Raw genomic sequence first — 22,566 nt, 5'->3', positions numbered from 1 at the left:
CCGATCAGGCCAAAAGGCTCTCTTCGAACGGGAACTCGGACAAAAGCTCGATGCCGGTTTCGGTCACGAGCACCTGCTGTTCCAGCTTGACGCCCTCCCTGGCGCCTTCTTCGCCGATATAACTTTCCACGCAAAGGGTCATGCCCGGCTCGATCACGCCGTCGTAGCCCGCATCCGGAAAGTCGCCATGGTGGTAGAGATAAGGATATTCGCCGGTCATGCCGCAACCATGGGCCGACAGGTAATAGCGGTTGGCGTAGTATTTCTCCGGGATGTTCCAGGCCTGGTCGGCATAGTCGCGAAAGCTCATGCCGGGCTTCAAGATGCCCATATTGTGGTGCACCTGTTCGTGGGCGACCTTGTAAAGCTCGCGCTGACTGTCGCTCGGCCGGTCCGGGCCGGAGTGAAACGTACGCGAGAAATCCGCGTAATAGCCGTGGCAGCCGACTACGTCCGTATCGAGTGCGATCAGTTCGTTGGCGCCGATGACATTGTCCGAGGTCTCCTGGAACCAGGGATTGGTCCGCGTGCCGGCATTGAGCAGACGCGTCTCCACATAGTCCCCGTTCTGCGCGATAATGGACTGGTGCAGCACCGACCAGAGCCCGGCCTCGGTGAGGCCGGACCGGATCGCCTCGCGCAGCTTGCCGACACCGATCTCTGTCGCGCGCAGGGACGCGATCACGCATTTCATTTCTTCCGGTGACTTGATCGCGCGCGCCATTTCCACCGCCTGCTGGGCGTCCACGATCCTCAGACCCGCATCCTGCAAGGCGATTGCCGTGCCGGCATTGAGGCGTTCAAGGCCGACAGTGGCATTCTTCAAGCCGGTCAGTTCGCGGATCGTGTCCGCCATCTCTATTGCCCAGGCCCGTTCGCGCGCCGCGATATGAGGTCCGGCGGCAACGAAGCTGGCGGTCTTCGACGGCCGGATTTCATCGACGGTCTCATAACCTTCGCCGAGGTGGAGACAACCGGTGAATTCAAAAAGGATGGAGCGGGTCTGGGTCAGGAGCAGATAACGCGACGGTGCGTTGCGCATGGAAAAGACCTGCATGTTCCGCGTGCCGGTCGCATAACGGATGTTGACGGGGTCGGAGAGAATGACCGCGTCGACGCCGTATTCGGCCATCTTCTGCCGTACGCGCTGCTGCCGGTAGGTCCGCACCGCCACAAGATCGATGCCACTTGATGCAGGCTCCCGGTCAAGCTGTGCCAGTCCGTCGAGATCGCTGCGTTCCGCGTGCCAGTCAAATTCGGCCATTCCAGTTTCCTCGGTTTTTCCTCCAGGGAATAATGACGGTTCCCTTCCGCGGAGAAAGGCTGGAAAAATTCGCCCTTCTTGATAACCTGAAGGAATGCAAAGATACCGAAAATCGCTGCCGCCTCTCGACACGCTGGTTTTTTTCGAAGCTGCCATGCGGCATCTGAACTTCACCGAGGCAGCCGACGAACTGTTCGTGACCCAGGCGGCGGTTTCCAAACGCGTCCGGCAGCTCGAGGATTGGCTGGGCGTTGATCTTTTCGAGCGGGCCGGGCGGCGCCTGCAGCCGACTGAGGCGGGTGTGTTCCTCGCCGACAAGGCAGGCATGACGCTGGATTTTCTCGACCAGGCGCTGCGCACGTTGAAAGTTCCGCAACAGCCCGTCGTCCGGATCGCCTCTGTGACGGCACTTGCCGCCTTCTGGCTCCAGCCGAAGCTGAAGGAGTTTGCACTGTCGGAGGATGCCTGCCTCTTCAACCTGATGACCGCCGACGACCCGGGCGATCTTCTGAAAGCGGAACATGATCTGGTGGTTGTTCACGGCGACGGCCGTCTGCCGGGCTGGATGTCCGAGCTGCTGTTTCGGGAAATCCTGGTGCCGGTTGGTGCGCCTGGCGTGATCAAGGCGCTGCAGGACGGTGTGGACGGAGGCCGGTTGCCGCTGCTCAATTATCCCCGGCTGGCTCCGAATTGGGTGGACTGGCCGGGATGGATCCAGCAGACGGGGCGGGAAGAATTTCGCGGCTATCCGGTTCAGGTCTGTGCCACCTACAACCAGTCCATCGGCCGGGCACTGAACGGGCAGGGGCTTGCACTCGGCGCTTTGCCGTTGCTGTTTGAGGAGCTTGCCGCCGGACGGCTCGTGCCGCTCGACAGCGCAACCTTCGCAACCGGAAAGGGGTACTATATAGCCTGGCCCGCGATCCGCCCGCTATCAAAGGAGGCGGAGCGGATGAAGTCCATGCTGCTGGAGAAAGGCTTGTCTTAGGACCGGCTTACTTGATCCAGCCCCGTTCCTTGTAATAACGCACCGCGCCCCGGTGAAGCGGGGCGGAGAGCCCGTCCGACACCATTTCTTCCGGGCTCAGGTTGGCAAAGGCGGGATGCAGTTTGCGGAACGTGTCGAAATTCTCAAACACGGACTTCACCAGGGTATAGACGACTTCTTCGTCCATGCCGGAGGTGGTGATGACCGTCGCGCCGACACCGAATGTGGTGACGTCCTCCGCATTGCCGCGATACATGCCGCCGGGAATGGTCGTCTTGCGGTAATAACTGTTGTCTGCGATCAGGGCATCGACCACCGGGCCGTCCACATTGACCAGTTTCGATTCGCAGCTGGTCGTTGCTTCCTCGATGGAATTGGACGGATGGCCGACCGTATAGACGATGGCGTCGATCTTGTTGTCGCAAAGGGCCGAGGACTGGTCGGCCGACTTCAGTTCCGAGACTTCCGCGAAATCCGCGTTGGTCCAGCCCATTGCCTTCATCAGGACTTCCATGGTGCCCCGCTGTCCGGAGCCCTCATTGCCGATATTGACCCGCTTGCCCTTCAGGTCCTCGAAGCTTTCGATCCCTGAGCCCGCACGAGCAACCACCGTGAAAGGTTCCGGGTGGACGGAAAAGACAGCGCGCAGATTGTCGAACGGGCCTTTGTCCTCAAAGAGCGATGTTCCGGTGAAGGCGTGATACTGCCAGTCGGACTGGGCGATGCCGAAATCCAGCTCGCCGCTGCGCAGGCTTTCGATGTTGTAGACGGAGCCGCCGGTGGATTCGACGGAGCAGCGGATGCCGTGTGTCTTGTGTCCCCTGTTCAAAAGACGGCAAATCGCTCCGCCGGCCGGATAGTAGACGCCCGTCACGCCGCCTGTTCCGATGGTGATGAACTGCTCGGCCGCCGCGGGACCCGTCACGGCGATCAGGGCGGCTGCAAGGGCGCCCGCAAGTCTCTGTTTCATCGACATTCTACCAGGCTTCCCTCGTTTCGTACTTTGCGCATCACCGCAGCCATTTTGACGGGTTAGGCCGCGTCAGGCAATCGCTGTGACCGTCCGGCTGCCGCGCGGACCGGCCGGTCTCACAGCAACGGCCTCACAATGCCGGTGACGTGCGCGACTGCCACGCGGTGCGCCGAAACTGCCAAAGGATGAACCGCCTTGACAAAAATTACACGTAAAAATTGATTATGAATTTTACTATACATCTTAAGGTTTTGTTTATGCTATAATCCCTTGGGGGCATTGCGCTTTTTCCCGAAAAACAGGGAAAGGAGGGAACCATGAATACCAATCATTCGAAAGACCCGCTCCGCCGTACCGGAGCTCTGGCTGTGTCGCTGCTTTCGTCGATATGCCTGGGCGGCACCGCCCTCGCGGGCGACTATTTCGCCGTGGAACCCGGTGTCGACCTCTATTTCGAGGATCACGGCGCGGGGCAGGCGATCGTTTTTGTGCCGGGCTGGACCTTCACCACCGAGGTGTTCGTGCACCAGGTCCGGGCTTTTGCCGGTACGCACCGGGTCATCACCTTCGATCCGCGCAGCCACGGCCGCTCCACGCTGACGCTGGAGGGCAACAATTATGTCACCCAGGGTGCGGATCTTGTGAAGTTGCTCGATCATCTGGGCGTTGAAAAGCCCGTGCTCGTCGGTTGGTCCTTCGGTTGCCTGACGACGTGGGAATTCGTGAAGACCCAGTCGGTCGATGCCGCCGCAGCCCACATGTGCATCGACCTCTCGCCGACACCGCTGACCGGCAAGGACGGCGACTGGCAGGAAGGTTCCGTCGCCGAAATCGCCGAGCTCTATCGTGGAGTCCAGTCGGCCCAAGGCCACCGCGACGTCATCAACTGGTATGCGGACGAGCTGATGATCGAACAGGACTACACACCGGAACTGTCGAGCTGGATCGTCGATCAGTCCACTCAATCGCCGCCCTTCGTCGCCGCCGCCTATCTCGCGGCCGGAAACTTCAGCAACTATCTGGATACGGCAAAGGAAGTCGACGCCAGGCTGCCGTCGGCCTTTGTCGTCGCCGAGCACTGGTCGGAAACGGCCAAGGCCTATCTTGCGGCCCACACACCGAACAGCCAGGTGGATGCCTTCGGCGGCCACATGATGTTCTGGGAATATCCGGACCGGTTCAACGACGTTCTTGCCGGGTTCATTGCGCAGATTGAGTAGGGCTGGAGGGGGGGATTGTCCTAACTTTCCATCGTCATCCCGGGCGTAGCGAAGCGAAGACCCGGGACCGGGGAGCCAAGAGCATGGGAAATTTGGGCAAAAAAGATCAAGCTTCGTGGCTCTCCGGCCCCGGCTCGCGCTTCGCTTGGCTGGGATGACTACGGAAAGGCAAGGAAATAAGTCAGGCCCGTTTGGGCGGCGTGGATGTGCCGCCCTGTTCGCAAAAATCTTAAACAGCCTCATGCTCTTGAGGTTTCCCGATCCCGGGTCTTCGCTGCGCTTCGCCCGGGATGACGAAGGAAGGACTTGGTTTGGTTGGCCTAAGGCTTAGTTCCGGATCGCCTCAAGCGTATAGACCGAGAACCAGCCGTTCTCGTCGCTGTTGCGATCCAGAACGCGCCAGCCGCCTTCGCCCGCGATCACCTCGAACGCCGCCTCGTCGTATTTGTGCGAATTCTCCGTGTGGATCGTCTCGCCTTCCCGGAACGGGATTGCCGTGCCGGCAATGTCGACCGTTTGAGCGCGCAGGCTTTCCAGGTGCATCTCGATACGGCTTTCGCCACTGTTCCAGACGGCGCGATGCGCGAAGGAGGCAAGGTCGAACTCCGCCCCCAGTTCGCGGTTGATCCGTTGCAGCAGGTTCTGGTTGAAGGCTGCCGTGATGCCGGCCGGATCGTCGTATGCCTCCCGCAAGACCGCCTCATTCTTCGGCTGGTCGACGCCGACAATCATCGTCGCCTCCGGCATCGCGGCCCGGATATTGGCAAGCAGGGCTGATGCCTCGGACCGTTCGAAATTGCCGATGGTCGATCCGGGGAAGAACACCAGCACGGGCAATTCGGGCAAAAGCGGCAACTGGCCGAAGGGCTGGGTGAAATCGGCGGCGACCGGAATGACCGCGAGCGAGGGATAGGCCCGGCGCACCCGTTCGGCCGCCGCTTTCAGATGGTTCGCCGAAATGTCGATCGGCATATAGACCGAGAGATCCGGAAAAGCCGACAGCAGCAGGTCGGTCTTGCGACTGGACCCGCTGCCGAGTTCCACCATTGCACCGCGCGCTCCCGGCAGCCGCCGGTAGGATTTCGCGTGTTTCTCCAGGATGGAGATCTCCGTGCGCGTCGGATAATAGGCGTCGAGTTCCGTGATCGCCTCGAAGAGGTGCGAGCCGACATCGTCGTAGAGCCACTTGCTGCTGATGGTCTTCCGCTCCGCGGTCAGACCGGCAAGAATGCTGTCGCGAAAGGCGTTCGCCTGATCGTTTTCTGAAACATGTTTGGTCATTGGTCTGCCGCCAGTCTGAGGCCCAGCATCTGCCAGCGCTGGTGCGGATAGAAGAAGGTGCGGTAGGAGGCGCGCATCTGGTCCCTTGGCGTCGCGCAGGACCCGCCGCGCAGCACCATCTGGTTCACCATGAACTTGCCGTTGTATTCGCCGATGGCGCCCTCAGGAGGCCTGAAGCCGGGGTAGGGGGAGAAGGCACTCGAGGTCCATTGCCAGACATCGCCCCAGAGGCTGTGGTTCCGGCCAAGCGGCAGGAAAGCACCGCTTTCCAGGAAATTGCCCTCAACCGGTGTCGGCTCTGCCGCCGCTTCCCATTCGGCTTCCGTCGGCAGCCGGTGGCCGGACCAGCGGGCAAAGGCATCGGCCTCGTAATAGCTGACATGAACGACCGGAGCCGCCAGGTCGACCGGTCGCGGGCCTTGCAGAGTAAACGTCCACCAGGCGCCGTCCTGCCGCCACCAGTAAAGCGGCGTGTCCCAGCCGTTCTTTTCCCGGACAGCCCAGCCTTCCATCAGCCACAGCGTCTGGGTCTCGTAGCCGCCATCTTCCATGAAGGCGATCCAGTCGCCGTTGGTGACGAGGCTGTCGGAGAGACGGTAAGGCTCCAGCCAGACCTTGTGCCGCGGACCCTCGCAATCATAGGCAAAGCCATCGCCTCGATGGCCGATTTCCAGAAGGCCGCCGTCATGACGGGTCCAGCCGCTTTCCCGGACCGCACTGATAGGCGAGGGGGCAAAGGCTGTTCTCGGCTCGACATAGGCGGGCAGCAGGGGATTGAAGGAAAAGGCGTTGAGGAGATCGGTTACCAGCAGCTCCTGATGCTGCATCTCATGGTGACATCCGAGCGTGATCAGCGCCTCGAGCTTGTCCTGATCGAGCATGAAGGCGCCAGTCGCCAGTCCCTCGCGCAGGGCGTCCTCGACCTGGGAGCGGTACGTGAGGACGTCCGCAACGCCAGGCCTTGAGAGAAGCCCGCGTTTGGAGCGGGTGTGCCGCGGGCCCGCCTGCACATAATAGGAATTGAAAAGCACAGCGAAGCGCTCATCCCGCGGCCGGTAGTCCGGAAGGGACGGCTTCAGGATAAATTCCTCGAAGAACCAGGTGGTGTGTGCCAGATGCCATTTCGGCGGACTGGCATCCTCCATGGACTGCAGTCCCATATCCTCGTCGTCAAGCGGGGCGACCGGGGCGAGCGATTGTGCCCGTACCCGGTCGAACAGGTCTGAAACGGCGGAACCCTTTAGTGAAACTGTCCGCCCGTCCAACAATGTCATCTCGAACCCTCCACGCGGAACCCGGCCTTCCTGCCTCCAGCCGGTCGTGTCTTTGCCGCCAGGCAGTGTGAACGTAGGTGGCAATCGCCGGTTTCCAATGCCGGTAAATGCACCGGTCCCGTGCAAGGTTGCACCGGATCAGACGTCGAACGGAGTTTGTTGAATAAAAGAAACATTGGTTTATTTAATTCCCAATTGGCGGATTTGTGTGTTTTAAGTCAACAAGTCATTGACCTGAAATACCTATTTGCGCCGGCCAGCCGTGTGGCTTTAACCGGCATTCGCCCGGGACCTTAGAAAACTCCTCCTGACAGCTGGCTGTCAGGATTGATCAGGTCGCCTCTTCACATCCACGTGAGCAGAAGCTGGCAGCCAATTTCGGAACGAAGGTATTCCCTCCAAAGCTCTCAGGGCGGGTCCAGTCACTCCTTCAGCATCGACGGCTTGACGTATTTGGACATTTGTCCTATTTGCTGAGATAGGTCAAATGTCCTAATCAGATTGAATGCGATGACAGCCAGCCGCAATCAGGTGTCGGTTGCAGCGCCATGCAGGGTCCGGGGGAAAGAGGATGTCAGCGAAGGAAACGCGCCAGCAGATCGTCGAGGCGGCGGATGCGCTCTTTTATGGCCAGGGCTTTGGACAGACGTCCTTTGCCGACATTGCCGCTGCGGTGAAGATTTCGCGCGGTAATTTCTACTATCATTTCAGGACCAAGGACGAGATCCTCGATGCGGTCATCGACAAACGCCTTGCCGATCGCGAAGAGCTATTGGCCCGCTGGGATGAAACGGCTGCGGACCCGGCTAGGCGCATTGCCTGTTTCATCCGGATCGTCATCGTCAACCAGGCGAAGATCATGGCCTATGGCTGTCCGGTCGGCACGCTGACGAGCGAACTCGCCAAACTGGACCATGCCTCGAAGGACAAGGCCAACCGGATCATGGCGCTCTTCCGCGACTGGCTGATCCGCCAGTTCGAAGAGCTCGGCTGCGGCGACAGGTCGGAAGACCACGCGCTGCGTGTTCTCTGCTGGAGCCAGGGTGTGGCGACGCTCGCCCAGGCCTTCAAGGACGAAGCCTATGTCCGGCGCGAGGTCGAAGACATTCTTGAATGGCTTGGAAGCGTTGCCGGAGACGCAAAGGCAAGGCGGGTCTGAAGCCTGCCAGGCCTGAACCTGCTTGCTTCGATTTTCATCAGACGAAACAGGAGAAATAGATGTTCATCGTGACGCTGACTTTTGCCGAAAACAGGGACCGGGCAGGGCAGTTCATGGCCGGTCACAAGGCCTGGATTGCCGAGGGCTTTGAAAAGGGCCTCTTCCTGATGGTCGGTAGTCTGCAGCCTAATCGTGGCGGCTGCATTTTCGCTCACGGTGCGGACCGCGATGCTGTCGAAAACTTTGTTGCGGCGGATCCGTTCGTTGCCGAAGGCGTGGTGACGGCAGAAATCCTTGAGGTCACGCCCGCAAGATTGGACGACCGGTTGACGTTTCTGGCTGCCTGAAGCCTCCCGGCGACGGGAGACGAAGGCGGGTGCGGTTGCAAGTCGGCATGGATTGATGGCACACCGGTTGTGGTAGACAAACATTCGACACAGAGCGGCGCAAGAAAGCGGCGAAGCTCTCGGAGGACGCCGCATGCTCGATATCAAGGGATCGATTCCCGCCCTGGTCACCCCCTTCAAGGACGGCCGCGTGGATATCGAGGCGCTGGAGCGTCTCGTCGAATGGCATATTGCCGAGGGCAGCGACGCGCTCGTTGCCGTCGGCACCACCGGCGAAAGTCCGACGGTATCCAAGGACGAGCACAAGGACGTCATCAAAAGGGTGGTGGACCTTGCCGCCGGCCGCATCCCTGTCATTGCCGGAACCGGCTCCAACGCGACAGCCCAGTCGCTCGACATGCTGCAGCATGCGGAAAAGGTCGGCGCGGATGCGGCGCTGGTTGTGACGCCCTATTACAACAAGCCGAACCAGGCCGGGCTTCTGTGCCACTATCAGGTGCTGCATGACAGCAGCTCGATCCCCATCATCCTCTACAACATTCCGGGCCGCTGCGTGATCGACATCCTGCCGGAGACCATGGCCCAGATGGCGCGCTGGCCGCGCATCATCGGCGTCAAGGATGCGACCGGCAGCATGGAACGTGTCAGCAAGCAGCGCGCGCTCTGCGGCCGCGACTTCCTGCAATTCAGCGCCGAGGATGCCGCCGCGCTCGGGTTCAACGCACATGGCGGCCGCGGCTGCATATCCGTGACAGCCAATGTGGCACCTCGACTTTGCGCCGAGTTTCAAAGGGCGTCTCTCGCTGAGGACATGGAGCTTGCCCGCAACTACCAGGACAGGCTGCTGCCGCTACACTCGGCCCTGTTTTTCGAACCGCCCGCAGCCTGTGCCAAATACGCCCTGTCGCGGCTTGGGCTGTGCCAGGAAGACGTCCGCCTGCCGCTGACGCCCGTCACCGAGGCCACAAGACGGGCACTCGACGAAGCCATGGAATTCGCCGGGCTGATCTAGGGGCAGCCTGTCTCCCGGGCCCGGTCTTCCTACTGCCTCTTCAACTTCCCACCTCATCCTGAGGAGCGCGCTTGCGCGCGTCTCGAAGGATGGGCCGCTTGTTCGGGAGCCTGCCGCCCATCCTTCGAGACGGGCTTATCAGCCCTCCTCAGGATGAGGTCGGGGGAAGGGTCGATTCATGCCTTGTGGCTTGCTTCCGAGGCTCCAGCCAGCTTTTCCGCACCGGCTCTGTCCCCCTGGCAAACCCTCCCGATCGTCATTTTGTGATGTTCGTCACACGTGTGTTGCGCAGGTCTGTTCGCATCTTCGGGTGGACTGTGCAGATTTCTGCACAGTGCCACATTTTAACCTTTGCCTGGAAACAAGTTTAAACGCTGCGTTTTCAATATCTTGACCTGTTCAGGCCAAGTTGGCACGGCCGTTGCAATTTCCTCAGCATCGGCACCGGACCAAACCCGGGTGCCCCGGAAATCGAAACGACGACAGTCCGTCAAGTCACAGTCACCAGGAGTTAAGACCATGTCCAACATCGCATACATCACCGTCAAGGGCGCAACCCAGGGCGACATCACCTCCGACGCAACCACCGCCGACAGTGTCGGCAACCTGTGGCAGGAAGGCCATGAGGCCGAATCCCTGGTCTATGCCTTCGAGCAGAACGCCGTTGTCCCCCGCGACCCGCAGTCCGGCTCCATCATCGCCACCCGCCGCCACATGCCGACCACCTTCATGAAGCCGGTCGACAAGGCCACCCCGCTGCTGTGGCAGGCCCTGGCCACCGGTGAGAGCCTGGAAATCGAAGTTCACTTCTGGCGCACCGCCACCTCGGGCGTCCAGGAACACTACTTCACCATCAAGTTCACCGATGCGGTGCTGGTGGAAGGCAAGACGATCCTGCCGGACGTCAACGACGAAGCCAATGCCTCACGCGGCGATGTCGACAAGTGGTCCTTCACCTACCGCAAGGCCGACTGGACCCACGAAAAGGCCGGCACGAGCGCCTCCGACGACTACCGCGCTCCGAAGACCTCTTAACCTCACCAATCCCCACCGGGCCGCATTCTGCGAGCGGCCCGCCCGGCCGGACGGGATGCCCCTCCCGACGGCCGCAACCGCCCGGCCCCACCACCGGGCGGTTGGCCTTTGGGGAGGGCCGTTCAAGGTAATTCACCTCTCCATCGTCTTCCCAGAGGAGCAGAGCGAAGATCCGGGACCGGTGAGCCAATGCCGAGCGGTGAGAGGAACTGACACGCTAAAACTCTGTGCCTCCTCGGTCCCGGCTCGCGCTTCGCTTGGCCGGGAGGACGCACTGAAAAGGTGTCACAAAAAAACGGCCCGGAAATTTCCGGGCCGTTCGTTTTTCCTCTTCAGGACGTCTAGTTCCTTGGAAAATCTTCCGGGTAGAAATCGTCCGGATCGATGTCGATGCGGCGGATGGCGACTTCGATGGCATTGGTCGTCGTCGGCGGGAACATGAAGCCGACCGGCTGCAACGTCTTCTTTTCGTCCGGCGTTGCCGGCCGTTGCGGTATTTCCCGGTAGATGTCGAAGACATCAGGTGCGTTGTCCGGTCCCATCAGGAAAAGCCGGCTCTCCGGCTGTGCGGCACCGTCAATCGTACGGGCCGATAACAGCCATTTCTCGCCATATTCTTCCGCTTCCTTCGGCTTCAACCTGAATTCGGACGTGCCGATGCGCAGATCCTTGAGGATCAGCGGATGGCTATCGATATCTCCCGGCACTTCCGCGTCCCAGCCGATCAGATCGTGGACATTGCAGAGTGCCATCAGGCTCTTGTCGAAATAGGTGAAATACCCGTAGGCGTAGCCGCCACCCAGAAGCGGTGCGATGAAATAGCGGCCCGGTTCAATCGTTAGTTTGATACTCACCCACACCCTCCATGCGCTTTCATGCGCTCTTCATAATGTTCGTTGAAGGCCTTGGCCCTGTCATCCGTCCGGGCAGGATCATAGGACCAGACCCTGTTCGGTTCACCCTTCTTGAACGGTTGGCCGATCCTGCTGGTGTCCCGCGTACCGTATTGCTTGATATCGGCCTGCTCGTACCCACGCGCCTGCGCATAGGACAGGTCCGTCTTCTGAACCTTCAGCGAGTAACCGCGCCCGAGCCGGCCGGTTCCCTGATGCCCGGTAGTCCGCGTGGCAGCGTCGTTGGTGATGCCGACATAGACGACTTCCCCCGTCTTGTTGTTGACGATGTGATAGAGCGAGTATCCGGTCGCGTCGAGAGGGGTGAGCCCAAAGGGATCGATGAACCCGTTCGGGTCCTGTGCATAGGCATAGGCATTCAGGCCCCCCAGCAGGGAGATCGGGTCCGGCTGGGTGAAGCGGCCGATGGCCGGATCGTAGTAGCGATTACGGTTGTAGTGCAGTCCGCTTTCTTCGTCGAAATATTGTCCGGGCAGGCGAAGTGGTTGATAAAAGTCGCCACCGGTGACCACCCGCACGCCGCCGAAGGCGAGATATGTCGCCGCCCAGGCGACCGTTCCATTCTCGGCGATCAGCTCATGCGGCACGCCGAGATGGTCGGTGTTGTAGATGAAGAGACCGCTGCGCTGCGGATGGCGGCTGACCATGGCAAGCGGAGTGAAGCTGCGCGGTTCAAAGAGATAGACCGTTTCGAGCGGGTCTTTCGGATTGGCCGATTCCGCCAGCAGCACATCGCCGTTCCAAAGGTACCGGGTTTCGATGGCTGACGGATCGTCATCCGGGCTGTTGGCGGCATAAAGGTCCGTCGTGACAGTCTTGGAAACGCGCCGGTTGAAGGCATCGTAGGCGTAGCGGGTCAATGTTTCGCCGCGGCGGCCCGACCGGCGCACTTCGCGCAGCATGCCGTTGGCGCCGTAGATATAGTCCGTTTCCGTATGGCCGCCGGCACCTGAGATTTCGCGGACGATGTTGCCCCTGGCATCATAGGTGAAATGCTTGTCGCCGAAGACGGTCAGCCGGTTGCCGGGAGCCTGGCCTGGCGGCTGCGCAGAGGTGCGCGGGCCGCTCCGGGTCGCGGCGACAAGATTGTCGGTCAGATCATAGATGAACGCTTCAGGCGTCCAGCCCTCAGCCGACGTCAACCGGTTGCAGGCGTCGTACTTGTATTGCCGTTCGCCGCGCCGGCTGTCTTTCACCGACACCAGCTTGTTGTCCTTGCGCCACTCGTAGGACCGGCGGACGATCTCCTCGTCCGCGCCCGGGGTGCGCGCATAGGCCGATTGCCGGGCGAGGCGTCCTTCCGGATCAAACTCGAATTCGCAGGCGATACCGCCCGATTTGCGGGAAATGGTCCGACCCAGATGGTCGTGCAGATAGGTTGCGATTTCCCGGCCGTCAAAGTCGATCCGCTTGCAGTCGTCCGTCCGGTTGTAGGTGTGTCTGATCTTGCGGCCGTCGGGCAGGGTGGTGACGCTGAGGCGGCCGCGCGGATCGTAGCTGTGGCGGATTTCCGTGCCGTTCTGGCTTTCCGAAACGATCCGCTGGGCAGCGTCGTAGGCAAAGGCCAGCTCACAATCCGGCGTCTTCGCGCTTGTCACGCGGTTGTTCGATGACCAGGCGAACGTGTGTTTTGTGCCGTCCGCAAAATGCTTTTCCAGGATCCGGCCATATTGGTCGTGCTTGTACGATGTCAGCTCGCCGCCGTTTCGCACCCCGGCAAGGTTACCGCTTGCCGGATCGTAGGTGAATTCCGTCAGGCGCTTGTCGAACCCGGTTTCCCGGCTCAACCTGCCGTGTCTGTCATAGACAAGGCGGTGTTCCTCGCCGGAAGCATTGACGATAAGCGCCGGGCGTATTTCGTCGTCATAGCCGAACCGTGTCCTGGAGCCGTCGGTCTCTGTCCGGCTAAGGGGAGAACGCAGGCCGTCATAGGTCCACTCGACGGTCTGTCCGGCCTCGTCGGTATGGCGGACGATCTTGTTGTCCGGGTCATAGTCCATCGAGACGGAGCCACCGCCGGCAAATTGCAGCCGCGCCGCATTGCCGTTCGGGTCCCGCGTGATGACGACCTCGCGGCCATTGGGCTCGCGCACGCGAATGAGCCGGCCCAACCGGTCGTGAACGTAGGAGGCGCGCAGGTCGTCCGGGCCTTCCGCGGTGAGATTTCCCTCAGGCGACCATTGCCAGCGCCAGGAGGTTCCCTCCGGATCGATGACGGCAAGCGGGTAGCCGCGTTCGTCGCGCAGATATCTGTGCTCGATCCCCAGTGCATCCCGGTAGATCTGGACATTGCCGCGGGCATCGAAGGAGAACCGGTGCTCGCCTGCGTCGCTCCTTGCAATGACCGCCGCCTTGCCGAAGCGGGGGTCGGAGACCGAATCCGTAGCGTAGCTGAACCGGGTTGTCGTGCCGTCTTCTTCCAGCTCTGCGGTCTGGCGGCCAAACTGGTCCCAGGACCCGGACGTCTTGCGGCCGAACCCGTCCTGCTTGAGCGTTGGATTGCCCGCCTGGTCGTAAGTGAACTTCGAGACCAGTCCGTCCGCATCGGTCTTCTTCAGAATGTGACCGCGGCCGTCGTTCTGGTAGATCGTGACATTGCCCTGCCGGTCGCGGGCCAAGGTCTCGAAGGATTCCGGCCGGTAGCGCATCTCGACATAATGCAGCCCCGTCACCGCTCCGCTTTCGGAGGTGCCCCAGGTCCGCGTGCACCTGGCTTCGACGCCGAGCGCCGGGTCGTCCCATTCGAAGGTGAAGGTCAGGCCGGCGCGCCGCCGCTCTTCGACCATCAGGTGGTTCTGGTAGCGGTAGCGCAGGACGTTGCCGCGGGCATCGGTGACGCTCGTGAGATCCCCGCCCGAGTAGCCGTAGGTAACCAGCGGCATAGTGGCGGTGGAATCGGTCGGATGCGGTCCGTCGATCCGCAAAAGACGTCCCAGGTCGTCCGAATGAATGGTGAGCTCACGCCCGCCGCTGTCGATGACGCCGGCAAGCTGGTCCCCGGTTCCGTAGGCAAAGCGCACGGCGTGGCCGTTGGCGTCCATGATTGAGGAAATCAGCCAGGTGTCCGGAGTGCGGGCGGCCGCCTGAAAATACCAGCACTGGCCGTCATAGTCCCGGATTCGGTAGTTCCGGCCGTCGGTCTCCAGCAGCAGACGCTCGACCGCGTTCAGCGACGGCTTGCCCGGCCGGGGCGGGGAGAAAAGCGCGAGACGCCCGTCGCCCAGCCTCAGCGCAAAGCAATTGCCCTCCCGCCAGCGGCAGAGGCGGATTGCCAGGCTGTGATGCCACTTGGCGCCCAGCCCGCCTGTCGCGCCGGTTTCGCTTGAACTGGACATCCAGGTGCGCGTCATGGCAAGCGGGATCGGACCCGGCAGCTCGAAATCCGTTTCCTGGGCGAAGACTTCTCCGGTTGCCATGTCGACCGGGTGGCCTCGAACCATACGGCCGCCCAGCTTCGCGCCGAAGAGCCCGCCGACGAGGGCGCCGAGGGTCGAGCCGATGATCCGGCCGCGCTCGCCGCCAATCGCTTCGCCGACATAACCGCCAATTTCCCCACCGACATATCCGAAGGCAAAGGCACCGATGGTTTCCGCACCAAAGCCCAGAAGTGCGCAGGTCCCGCCCGCGACATACGCAGCGGCGGCGCCCGCGCCGACGGCGACGATGGTTCCGCCGATGGCAAGGACCTTGGCGGTGGTCAGCATCCAATCCGGCACTTCCGAGGCGACGGCCAGATACTGGCCGGAGGGGCCGCCATATTTCACATTCTCCGATCCGGATGAGATGAAGGCCCCGCAGACGATCTTCTCGTCGACGCGGGCCGCCGGAAAGTTATTGATGAGGATGTGCTCGACGCCCGTGGCAATGGGCTTTGGCGGTCCGGGCGCATGCATGGAGCAGAGGGCGCCATCGACAATCGCACGGGCTGCCGGGCGGTTGTTGATCAGAACGTTGAGCGAGCAAATGGGCGCGATGGTGCCGCAGGGCGAGGAGAAGGTCGCGCCAAGTGCCGCGCCGACCAGGGCCCCGCCACCGGTCGTGGCCGCAGCCGCACCGGCGGCCGCCACCACGGCGAGGGCCGCACCGCCTGTCGCGACCGTGACCGCCACAATGGCAACGCCCGCAGCCAGCCCAAGAAGCGCGCCGCCCAGAAAACCGGACAGGGCACTCGTGTGGGAAATCTGGTCCATAAGCCGCGCGGCGGGCTTGTGTCCTGACATGTCCTATCCCCTGAAGACGAAGGACCGCAAAACTTTCTGAAAATAGGCGCCGTCGAATTCGGCGAATTCCTTGTCGGAGGCCGTGTAGGCGATATTGGCGATCTGCTGGCTGCCGAGCGGGCAATAGATCTGGCGCTGGCGCATCTTTCCGGGCGGCGTGTTCCAGGTGAACACCACCTCGTAGGCCTCGCGCCCCTTCAGGTCCGTCTGCGTCTGGGTGACAAGCTGCCAGTCCGCAAGTGATGCCTTCAGGCTGTCGACCTGGCGGTTCACATAGACGACAAGAGGTTCCCCCGGCTGCATGGTGTCGAAGGCGACGGCAACATTGGGTGGCATCGTTCCGCTGCCCGGTGGAGCGGACCAGACCAGGACGGATCTGTCGATCCAGTCGTCAGGAACGGAAAGATCAAAAAATTTGTTTCGAACCAATGACATATACAATTTCCCGGGCTGAATGGCCGAAATCAGGACGGGCTGAAACGAATGCAAGTCGAGCATCGGTGTGGTTTGGGGTTCCACAACCGATAGGTTTATGAAAACAAGGTCGGGCAGGAAAGTCTAGGTAAATTTGTATTTGATTAAAAAGCAGCTTTTAGTTGTTATTTGAAGAGTTCGAATACGACAAAGGCTCCGCGCAACCGCGGAGCCTTTGTGAAGGACTGAAGAGACGTCCGTATTTTCGGGCAATCTCGGTTACTGAACGCGCGGATAAAGGTTCTCGATCTCGCCAAGCGCACCGCCGCCCTGAAGCCGGTCGAGTTCCGGCTTCCACGGACAGGCTATCTCCGGGGCATTCAGCATGGCAAGCGCCTTGCCTGCGGAGGCCGGGATCACCTGGGTGAGGGCTTCCATGACGACGCGCAGACAGTCCAGTGTCACATAGATCACCGTCTGGCAGCGCTCCTTGGTCTCTTCCTGCTTGATGAGATCCCAGGGAGCCTGCTCGGCGAAATAGTTGTTCATCTCGTCGGCAACGGTGATGATCGCCTGCATCCGGTGCGGGATATCCGCCAGGTTCACCCACTCTCCCATGCCCTTGGTCGCTTCAAGCACGGCCTTGCGGATCGCCTCGTCCTCTGCGCTGAGCGGACCCGGAGCGGGCAGCTTGCCGTCGAAGCGGGCGTTTGAGAACTTTGCGGCGCGCGACAGCAGATTGCCGATCTTGTTGCCGAGTTCCGTGTTGTAGGCCTGGGTGATGAACTCGACGGAGATCTGGCTGTCGCTGTCGGCACGCATGTGCCGGGCAAGATACCAGCGCAGGGCATCGACGCCGAGTTTCTCGATCACCTCGATCGGATCCACGACGTTGCCGATGGATTTCGACATCTTCACTCCGCCGGCTCCGACCCAGTGGCTGTGCACGGACAGTTTCTTCGGCAGAGGCAGGCCGGCCGCCATCAGCATGATCGGCCAGTAGACGCCATGCGGCTTCAGGATGTCCTTGCCGATCAGGTGTTCGCACTCGGCCCACCAGGTCGCATAGCCGGCATCCGGCCAGTTGACGTTGGTGAGGTAGTTGGCAAGCGCGTCGAACCAGACATAGGTGACGAAGTCGGTATCGAAGGGCAGCTCGACGCCAAGCGTCACGCGGGTCTTGGGCCGGGAGATGCAAAGATCCTCCAGCGGCTCGGACAGCATCTGCTTCAGCTCGTTCTTGAACGCTTCCGGCTGGATCCAGTCCGGATTGTCGGCAATGTGCTTGAGCAGGCGCTCGCGGTAGGGCTCCATCTTCAGGAAGTAGTTGGTCTCTTCCGTCTGCTCCACCTTCATCGTCGGGTGCAGCGGGCACTGGCCTTCCTCGGTGAGGTCCGTCTCCTTCTTGAACTCCTCGCAGCCCTTGCAATAGGTGCCGGTGTAGTTCTTCTTGACGATCAGGTCCTTGTCGAAGATCGACTGCTCCATGCCGGCAACGGCCTGCTTGTGGCCCTCGCGGCTGGTGCGCACGAAATAGTCGTAGGCAACGTCCAGGCGATCGAAGACGCCTCGGAATTCCTCGCAGCGCATGTTGAGGAATTCCTCCACCGGCATGTCGAGCGCGGCGGCGGCTTCCTGGTTCTTCTGGCCATGTTCGTCGACGCCGGTGGACAGCATCAGCTCATACCCCAGTGCCTGGCGGTTGCGCTTCAGGATATCGGCCATCACGGAGGTGAAGGCATGGCCGATATGCGGAGAACCGTTGACGTAATAGATCGGGGTGGTGATGTAGCTTTTCATCCAAACGCTTTCGAATTGTCCGGGCGAAGATAAGTCGGATCCGACTTAAGGCCGGCAGGCCTGCCGGTCCGCCAAAAGGGGTGCGAGCTATATTTCACACTCGCTGGCACAAGAAAAGCCCCGGCGCTTGAAAAGGGCCGGGGTTCTAAGGGGATATATGGGGTGTTGAAGGCTATCGGCAAATATCAGCCGATCAGCCAGATCCCCCCGAGCACGAAGAGGGCGAGGAATGCCGTCTGGGTAAAAACCATCCAGATGGCCGGGCCGCCAACTTCCAGCAGTTTCGGGATCGACGTTTTCATGCCGACCGCGGCAATCGCTGCCAGCAGCGCCCAGCGGGAAACATGACCGGCTGCCTCCTTGGCGAAATCCGGGATCAGGCCGAACGAGTTCATCGCGGCCAGCACCAGGAAGGCGATCACGAAACCGGGGATGAGGGGTGGACGGGTGCCCCCCGGTTCCACGCCCTTGCGCAGGATCAGCGCGGCCACCAGCACGATCGGGGCCAGCATCGTCACGCGGATGAGCTTGACAAGGGTGGAGAGATCGCCGGTCTCCTCGGAGATCGAGAACCCGGCACCGACCACCTGAGCGACGTCGTGGATGGTACCGCCGAGAAAGACGCCGGTTGCGTCCCTGGAAAGACCCAGCGCACTGGTCAGGATGGGGTAGAAGATCATCGCCAGGGTGGAGAGCACCGTCACGGTGATCACCGTGAAGGCGAGATCGCGCTCGGCATGCTCGCGTTTCGGCAGGATCGAACCGATAGCCATGGCGGCCGACGCGCCGCAGATCGCGACGGCACCGCCGGAGAGGAACGAGAACAGCCGGTCCCGGCCGAACAATCCGCCGATCAGCAGGGAAAAGCCGATCGTCACCAGCACGCCGAGGATCACCAGCAGGAGGAAAGGAAAGCCCAACTGCTGTACCATCTCCACGCTGATGCGGACGCCAAGCAGGGCAACGCCGATCCTGAGCAACGTGCGTGCGGCAAAGGCGATGCCTTCGCCGGTGCGGGGTTCGTCGGACAGAAAATTGAGTGGCATGCCGAGCAAGATCGCCATCAGCATGGTCGGCGCTCCATAATGTTCATTCAGGAACTGCGCGGCTATTGCCACAAGTCCGGCAATCACGATGCCCGGGAACAGCCGGTTGGCCCGGTCTTTCAATGGTGCAACCATTTCAGGTCCTTGTTTTGCAGCAAACGCCGCAGGCCGGCATGCGGAGAACAGGCGCGTGTCCTGGATATGCCGGGGGCGTGTGAGGGGCAGGGCCCCTGCGGTATCTGAGGAATACCGGAATTCTGGCAATTGGTATCAGAGAGAGTGCTTGAAAGGGTATCCTCTAAACGACCTTAACTGTCCAATTCGCGGGATCGAAACCTGCCCACGAGATAAAGGTGTTTGGGCAGGAGTAGAAGAGGGCCCGGTTACCGGGCCCCCTGCCATATTCTGCGTCAGTTGAGATCCGCGGCGCGGTCCGCATTGACGGCTTCTTCGGCTTCCGCGACTGCGGTTTCAAGTGCACCGAAGATTTCCCCACCGCGGCCGACATTCTCCTTGAACCAGTCATAAACCGGCGCTGCGGCTTCCTTGAAGGCGGCCTTTTCTTCCGGCGTCGGTACGTAAAGATCGCCGCCGTCGGCAACGAATGCCTCATAGGCCTTGATGGATTCACGCTTCGGCGAAGCGAAGGTCGCCTGCTGCAGGGCATAGAACCCGTCGACAACGACGCGGCGCATGTCTTCCGGCATGGAGGTGAACTTCTCGTTGTTCATCCACCACAGCGCGCCCATGTAGGCATGGCCGTCAAGCGTCACGTATTTGAGGCCCGCATCCGGAAACTTCATGCCCATGATGTCGGTGATGCCGTTCTTGGTGCCCTCGACGACGCCGGTCTGCAGCGAGGTGAACAGTTCCGGCCACGGAATCGGGGTCGGCGAAGCGCCCAGAGCCCGGACCAGTTCCTGCGGCAGATCGGCAACGACGGTACGGATCTTGAGGCCTTCCAGGTCGGACGGATTTGCGACGCGGTGTTTGGTGTTGGCAAAATTCCGCCAGCCGCCGGTGTTGCCGATGGTCATCAGGCGGATGGCACCGCCGGAATCCTCAAGCGCCATGTCGCGCATGGTGCGGGTGAAGTTGCCCGACAGAACGTGTTCCGCGATGCGATCGTCGCTCATCATGTAGGGCAGGTCGAGGACCTGGACATACGGGAAGATGCCCGCAGCGCCGCCGGAGGTGGAGATATAGATGTCGATCGCGCCGTCAGCGACGCCCTGCAGGCACTCGGCGCCGTTGGAGCAGAGCTGCGTGCCGATGAAGAGTTCCACTTCGATGGCACCGTTGGAAGCGGCCTCGACATAGTTCTTGAAGACGACAAGGCCGTGATAGTCCTCGTCGTTCTCGTTGGAGTTGGCTGTTGCGCGCAGCGAATAGTCCGCGGCAATCGCACTTAAGCTCGAGCCGGCGAGCATTGCCGCGACGGTGAGCGTTTTGAGGGCAGTTTTGAGCATGAGGTTCCTCCCTGGGTAAGCTCAAATCAGTTGGCAAATCCGGTCAGACGCGGGATCGTCATGGAAAGTGCCGGTATGTAGGTGATCAGGAAGATCACAGCGATCTCCACCGCTAGAAACGGCAGAATTGCCTTGGCAATGGTTTCAACCTTTTCCCGTGAAACCGAGGCCGCGACGAAGAGCACCAGACCCATGGGCGGCGTCGCCAGACCGATGGTCAGGTTGACGCTCATGATCATGGCGAAGTGGATGGGGTCGACGCCCATGTTCACGAAGATCGGGCCGAGGATCGGGCCAAGAATGATGATCGCCGGTCCTGCATCCAGGAACATGCCCACCACGAACAGCAGCAGGTTGATCAGGAACAGCAGGATCAGCGGGTTGTCTGACAAGGTCAGTACGAACTCAGCCATGATTTCCGGTGCATGGCTGAGGCTGACCACGGTCTTGAAGGCCATGGCGGCGCCGACCAGCAGCAGCACCACGGCCGAGGTGATACCGGCCCGGTTGAGCACGCCCGGGATTTCCGACACCTTGATGGTGTGCAGGACAAAGAAGCCGATGAGGAGTGCATAGGCGACCGCAACCGCGGCTGCTTCCGTCGGCGTGAAGACGCCGATCAGGATGCCGCCGAGAATGATGATCGGCGTCTGCAGCGGCACAACGGCCTTCTTGCAGACCACGCGGAAATCACTGGAGACGACGCTCCTGAGGCTGATCAGCAGAACGTGCGACAGAACCAGCAACACGGCGAAAACGATTAGGGAAACCGTTCCGGAAAGATTTTCCAGACCGATCGCGCTTGCAACCGTCAGAACGATGAAGGTGAAGAGACCGGCAAGGTTGATGCGCAGAAGCGCGAACGAGAACCAGAATTCCACCGGCGCAACGGTTTGCCCCGGATTGACGATCCGCTGGGCTTTCGGCAGGTCATATCTGTTGGCCATGGCTTTCACCATGATCATCAGCCCGATGCCCACCATCACACCGGGAACGATGCCTGCCAGGAACAGCGCCGCGACGCTCTCGCCCATCACATAGGCATAGATGATCATGATGCCGGAGGGCGGGATGATCGGGCCGATGACGGAACTTGCCGCCGTGATCGCCGCGGCGAAGCGGCGGGTGTAGCCTTGCTTTTCCATCGCCGGGATCAGCATGGAGCCGAGAGCGGAGGTGTCGGCGACCGCGGAGCCGGAAAGACCGGCGAACAACATCGAGGAGAGGATGTTCACATGCGCAAGGCCGCCGCGCAGATGGCCCATCAGCGCCTGGCTGAATTCCACCAGGCGATGGGTGATACCGCCCTTGTTCATCAGTTCGCCCGCAAGCATGAAGAACGGAATCGCCATCAGAGGAAAGCTGTCCATGCCGTTGTAGACGTTACGGTAGAGCAGCACGATGTCCTTGTCCTGGCCGTTCAGCCAGAGCAGAAGCCCGGGAGCGGCGAGGAGCCCGAAGAAGACCGGCAGGCCGATCAGCAGGAACACCAGGAAGACGGGAAGGAACCAGATCAGCATCAGTCGGCTCCCGCCATGTCTGCATCCGGGATCTCCGGAAGATCGTCCTTGCCGCCGAGGGCGGCGATCACATTGCGCAGGATGAGTTCGATATTGACGAGCAGCAGCAGCGCGACGCCCACCAGCATAGACGCCATCATCCAGCTGCGCGGGACGCGGATCCAGGTGGAAAGCGTCAGGTCGCCCGGGACATAAAGCGAGGCGGTCGCGAACTTGCCGCCGAAGCCGGTGACTTCCGCATATCCGATCCGCAAGGCAACGAAGAGCACCGTCAGCGAGATCAGCAGCAGCAGGAGAGAGATCAGGGTGCCGAGGACGCGGGGCAGGGCGACGGTGAACATGTCGATGGCGACGAACCCGCCGCGCCGGAAGGCGGTCGGTGCCATCAGCCCGGTCATCCAGAGCATGCAGAACCGCGCGGCTTCATCCGGCCAGGGCAGGGCATTGTTCAGCACGTAGCGGAACACGACCTGCACAAGAATGGCGACGACCATCAGCGCCACCGAAACGATGCCGATCCAGCGCCCCACGCGCAATAAATGCGAGTTGACGAAGTCGAGCGGTTTCAGGACCGCCAGCAATATGCCCATTCGGGCTCCTCCCTAAAACTCTCCTCCGACCAGGCAATCT

18 protein-coding genes are annotated in these 22,566 nt (G+C 61.2%); 6 read left to right on the top strand and 12 right to left on the bottom strand.

The window, feature by feature from the left end; all coding sequences use genetic code 11:
* Nucleotides 1–4 precede the first annotated feature (4 nt).
* Entirely contained in the window at nucleotides 5–1,264 is a 1,260-nt protein-coding gene (locus ACX3M4_RS07500) for a M24 family metallopeptidase (protein ID WP_459357960.1), read from the bottom strand.
* A gap of 94 nt (nucleotides 1,265–1,358) precedes the next feature.
* On the opposite strand from ACX3M4_RS07500, the gene ACX3M4_RS07495 reads away from it, so the two are divergent.
* Nucleotides 1,359–2,252: a LysR family transcriptional regulator gene (locus ACX3M4_RS07495; RefSeq protein WP_459357959.1), complete on the top strand. Its 894-nt coding sequence runs from the start codon at nucleotides 1,359–1,361 to the stop codon at nucleotides 2,250–2,252.
* Nucleotides 2,253–2,259: 7 nt separating this feature from the next.
* On the opposite strand, the gene ACX3M4_RS07490 is transcribed toward ACX3M4_RS07495, so the two are convergent.
* On the bottom strand, nucleotides 2,260–3,228 hold the full coding sequence (locus ACX3M4_RS07490; RefSeq protein WP_459357958.1) for a TAXI family TRAP transporter solute-binding subunit: 969 nt from the start codon (nucleotides 3,226–3,228) through the stop codon (nucleotides 2,260–2,262).
* Nucleotides 3,229–3,542: 314 nt separating this feature from the next.
* On the opposite strand from ACX3M4_RS07490, the gene ACX3M4_RS07485 reads away from it, so the two are divergent.
* Nucleotides 3,543–4,445: an alpha/beta fold hydrolase gene (locus ACX3M4_RS07485; RefSeq protein ID WP_459357957.1), complete on the top strand. Its 903-nt coding sequence runs from the start codon at nucleotides 3,543–3,545 to the stop codon at nucleotides 4,443–4,445.
* A 327-nt stretch (nucleotides 4,446–4,772) separates the two neighbouring features.
* Here ACX3M4_RS07485 and egtD read toward each other — a convergent pair whose 3' ends face one another.
* The gene (egtD, locus tag ACX3M4_RS07480; protein WP_459357956.1) at nucleotides 4,773–5,726 is read right to left on the bottom strand and encodes an L-histidine N(alpha)-methyltransferase; all 954 of its coding nucleotides are present in this window, start codon (nucleotides 5,724–5,726) and stop codon (nucleotides 4,773–4,775) included.
* Nucleotides 5,723–7,000, bottom strand: coding sequence for an ergothioneine biosynthesis protein EgtB (gene egtB / locus ACX3M4_RS07475; protein WP_459357955.1), 1,278 nt, complete (start codon nucleotides 6,998–7,000; stop codon nucleotides 5,723–5,725). Before egtB ends, egtD begins: the two co-directional genes overlap by 4 nt.
* A gap of 571 nt (nucleotides 7,001–7,571) precedes the next feature.
* Between egtB and ACX3M4_RS07470 the strand changes: the two genes are divergently transcribed.
* From ACX3M4_RS07470 to ACX3M4_RS07455, 4 genes are all read left to right on the top strand, one after another.
* Entirely contained in the window at nucleotides 7,572–8,159 is a 588-nt protein-coding gene (locus ACX3M4_RS07470; protein WP_459357954.1) for a TetR/AcrR family transcriptional regulator, read from the top strand.
* Between the two features lie 59 nt (nucleotides 8,160–8,218).
* The gene (locus ACX3M4_RS07465; protein WP_459357953.1) at nucleotides 8,219–8,506 is read left to right on the top strand and encodes a YciI family protein; all 288 of its coding nucleotides are present in this window, start codon (nucleotides 8,219–8,221) and stop codon (nucleotides 8,504–8,506) included.
* A 133-nt stretch (nucleotides 8,507–8,639) separates the two neighbouring features.
* Nucleotides 8,640–9,518, top strand: coding sequence for a 4-hydroxy-tetrahydrodipicolinate synthase (gene dapA / locus ACX3M4_RS07460; protein ID WP_459357952.1), 879 nt, complete (start codon nucleotides 8,640–8,642; stop codon nucleotides 9,516–9,518).
* 519 nt (nucleotides 9,519–10,037) lie between these two features.
* The gene (locus tag ACX3M4_RS07455) at nucleotides 10,038–10,553 is read left to right on the top strand and encodes an Hcp family type VI secretion system effector (RefSeq protein ID WP_459353923.1); all 516 of its coding nucleotides are present in this window, start codon (nucleotides 10,038–10,040) and stop codon (nucleotides 10,551–10,553) included.
* Between the two features lie 341 nt (nucleotides 10,554–10,894).
* Here ACX3M4_RS07455 and ACX3M4_RS07450 read toward each other — a convergent pair whose 3' ends face one another.
* From ACX3M4_RS07450 to ACX3M4_RS07415, 8 genes are all read right to left on the bottom strand, one after another.
* Nucleotides 10,895–11,407, bottom strand: coding sequence for a hypothetical protein (locus tag ACX3M4_RS07450; protein ID WP_459357951.1), 513 nt, complete (start codon nucleotides 11,405–11,407; stop codon nucleotides 10,895–10,897).
* Entirely contained in the window at nucleotides 11,404–15,687 is a 4,284-nt protein-coding gene (locus ACX3M4_RS07445; protein WP_459357950.1) for an RHS repeat-associated core domain-containing protein, read from the bottom strand. The genes ACX3M4_RS07450 and ACX3M4_RS07445 overlap by 4 nt, the downstream gene beginning before the upstream one ends.
* Nucleotides 15,688–15,690: 3 nt before the next feature.
* Nucleotides 15,691–16,122: a DcrB-related protein gene (locus ACX3M4_RS07440; RefSeq protein WP_459357949.1), complete on the bottom strand. Its 432-nt coding sequence runs from the start codon at nucleotides 16,120–16,122 to the stop codon at nucleotides 15,691–15,693.
* A gap of 258 nt (nucleotides 16,123–16,380) precedes the next feature.
* Entirely contained in the window at nucleotides 16,381–17,901 is a 1,521-nt protein-coding gene (metG, locus tag ACX3M4_RS07435; protein ID WP_459357948.1) for a methionine--tRNA ligase, read from the bottom strand.
* A gap of 185 nt (nucleotides 17,902–18,086) precedes the next feature.
* A complete protein-coding gene (locus ACX3M4_RS07430) occupies nucleotides 18,087–19,082 on the bottom strand; it encodes a YeiH family protein (RefSeq protein ID WP_459357947.1) in 996 nt (331 codons plus the stop codon).
* Nucleotides 19,083–19,357: 275 nt separating this feature from the next.
* Complete coding sequence (locus tag ACX3M4_RS07425) at nucleotides 19,358–20,416, bottom strand: TRAP transporter substrate-binding protein (protein WP_459357946.1); 1,059 nt, start codon at nucleotides 20,414–20,416, stop codon at nucleotides 19,358–19,360.
* A gap of 26 nt (nucleotides 20,417–20,442) precedes the next feature.
* Complete coding sequence (locus ACX3M4_RS07420) at nucleotides 20,443–21,936, bottom strand: TRAP transporter large permease (RefSeq protein ID WP_459357945.1); 1,494 nt, start codon at nucleotides 21,934–21,936, stop codon at nucleotides 20,443–20,445.
* The gene (locus ACX3M4_RS07415) at nucleotides 21,936–22,526 is read right to left on the bottom strand and encodes a TRAP transporter small permease (RefSeq protein WP_459357944.1); all 591 of its coding nucleotides are present in this window, start codon (nucleotides 22,524–22,526) and stop codon (nucleotides 21,936–21,938) included. Before ACX3M4_RS07415 ends, ACX3M4_RS07420 begins: the two co-directional genes overlap by 1 nt.
* Nucleotides 22,527–22,566: the final 40 nt, after the last annotated feature.

The sequence above is a fragment of the Roseibium sp. M-1 genome, assembly GCF_054515675.1.
Note: the sequence above shows the minus strand (reverse complement) of the source record. Positions and strands in the feature narration are given on the sequence as shown.

Bases quoted from the DNA above. Each gene is read 5' to 3' on its own strand.
- ACX3M4_RS07500 (WP_459357960.1), bottom strand. From the start codon at position 1,264: ATGGCCGAATTTGACTGGCACGCGGAACGCAGCGATCTCGACGGACTG.
- ACX3M4_RS07495 (WP_459357959.1), top strand. From the start codon at position 1,359: ATGCAAAGATACCGAAAATCGCTGCCGCCTCTCGACACGCTGGTTTTT.
- ACX3M4_RS07490 (WP_459357958.1), bottom strand. From the start codon at position 3,228: ATGTCGATGAAACAGAGACTTGCGGGCGCCCTTGCAGCCGCCCTGATC.
- ACX3M4_RS07485 (WP_459357957.1), top strand. From the start codon at position 3,543: ATGAATACCAATCATTCGAAAGACCCGCTCCGCCGTACCGGAGCTCTG.
- egtD (WP_459357956.1), bottom strand. From the start codon at position 5,726: ATGACCAAACATGTTTCAGAAAACGATCAGGCGAACGCCTTTCGCGAC.
- egtB (WP_459357955.1), bottom strand. From the start codon at position 7,000: ATGACATTGTTGGACGGGCGGACAGTTTCACTAAAGGGTTCCGCCGTT.
- ACX3M4_RS07470 (WP_459357954.1), top strand. From the start codon at position 7,572: ATGTCAGCGAAGGAAACGCGCCAGCAGATCGTCGAGGCGGCGGATGCG.
- ACX3M4_RS07465 (WP_459357953.1), top strand. From the start codon at position 8,219: ATGTTCATCGTGACGCTGACTTTTGCCGAAAACAGGGACCGGGCAGGG.
- dapA (WP_459357952.1), top strand. From the start codon at position 8,640: ATGCTCGATATCAAGGGATCGATTCCCGCCCTGGTCACCCCCTTCAAG.
- ACX3M4_RS07455 (WP_459353923.1), top strand. From the start codon at position 10,038: ATGTCCAACATCGCATACATCACCGTCAAGGGCGCAACCCAGGGCGAC.
- ACX3M4_RS07445 (WP_459357950.1), bottom strand. From the start codon at position 15,687: ATGTCAGGACACAAGCCCGCCGCGCGGCTTATGGACCAGATTTCCCAC.
- ACX3M4_RS07440 (WP_459357949.1), bottom strand. From the start codon at position 16,122: ATGTCATTGGTTCGAAACAAATTTTTTGATCTTTCCGTTCCTGACGAC.
- metG (WP_459357948.1), bottom strand. From the start codon at position 17,901: ATGAAAAGCTACATCACCACCCCGATCTATTACGTCAACGGTTCTCCG.
- ACX3M4_RS07430 (WP_459357947.1), bottom strand. From the start codon at position 19,082: ATGGTTGCACCATTGAAAGACCGGGCCAACCGGCTGTTCCCGGGCATC.
- ACX3M4_RS07425 (WP_459357946.1), bottom strand. From the start codon at position 20,416: ATGCTCAAAACTGCCCTCAAAACGCTCACCGTCGCGGCAATGCTCGCC.
- ACX3M4_RS07420 (WP_459357945.1), bottom strand. From the start codon at position 21,936: ATGCTGATCTGGTTCCTTCCCGTCTTCCTGGTGTTCCTGCTGATCGGC.
- ACX3M4_RS07415 (WP_459357944.1), bottom strand. From the start codon at position 22,526: ATGGGCATATTGCTGGCGGTCCTGAAACCGCTCGACTTCGTCAACTCG.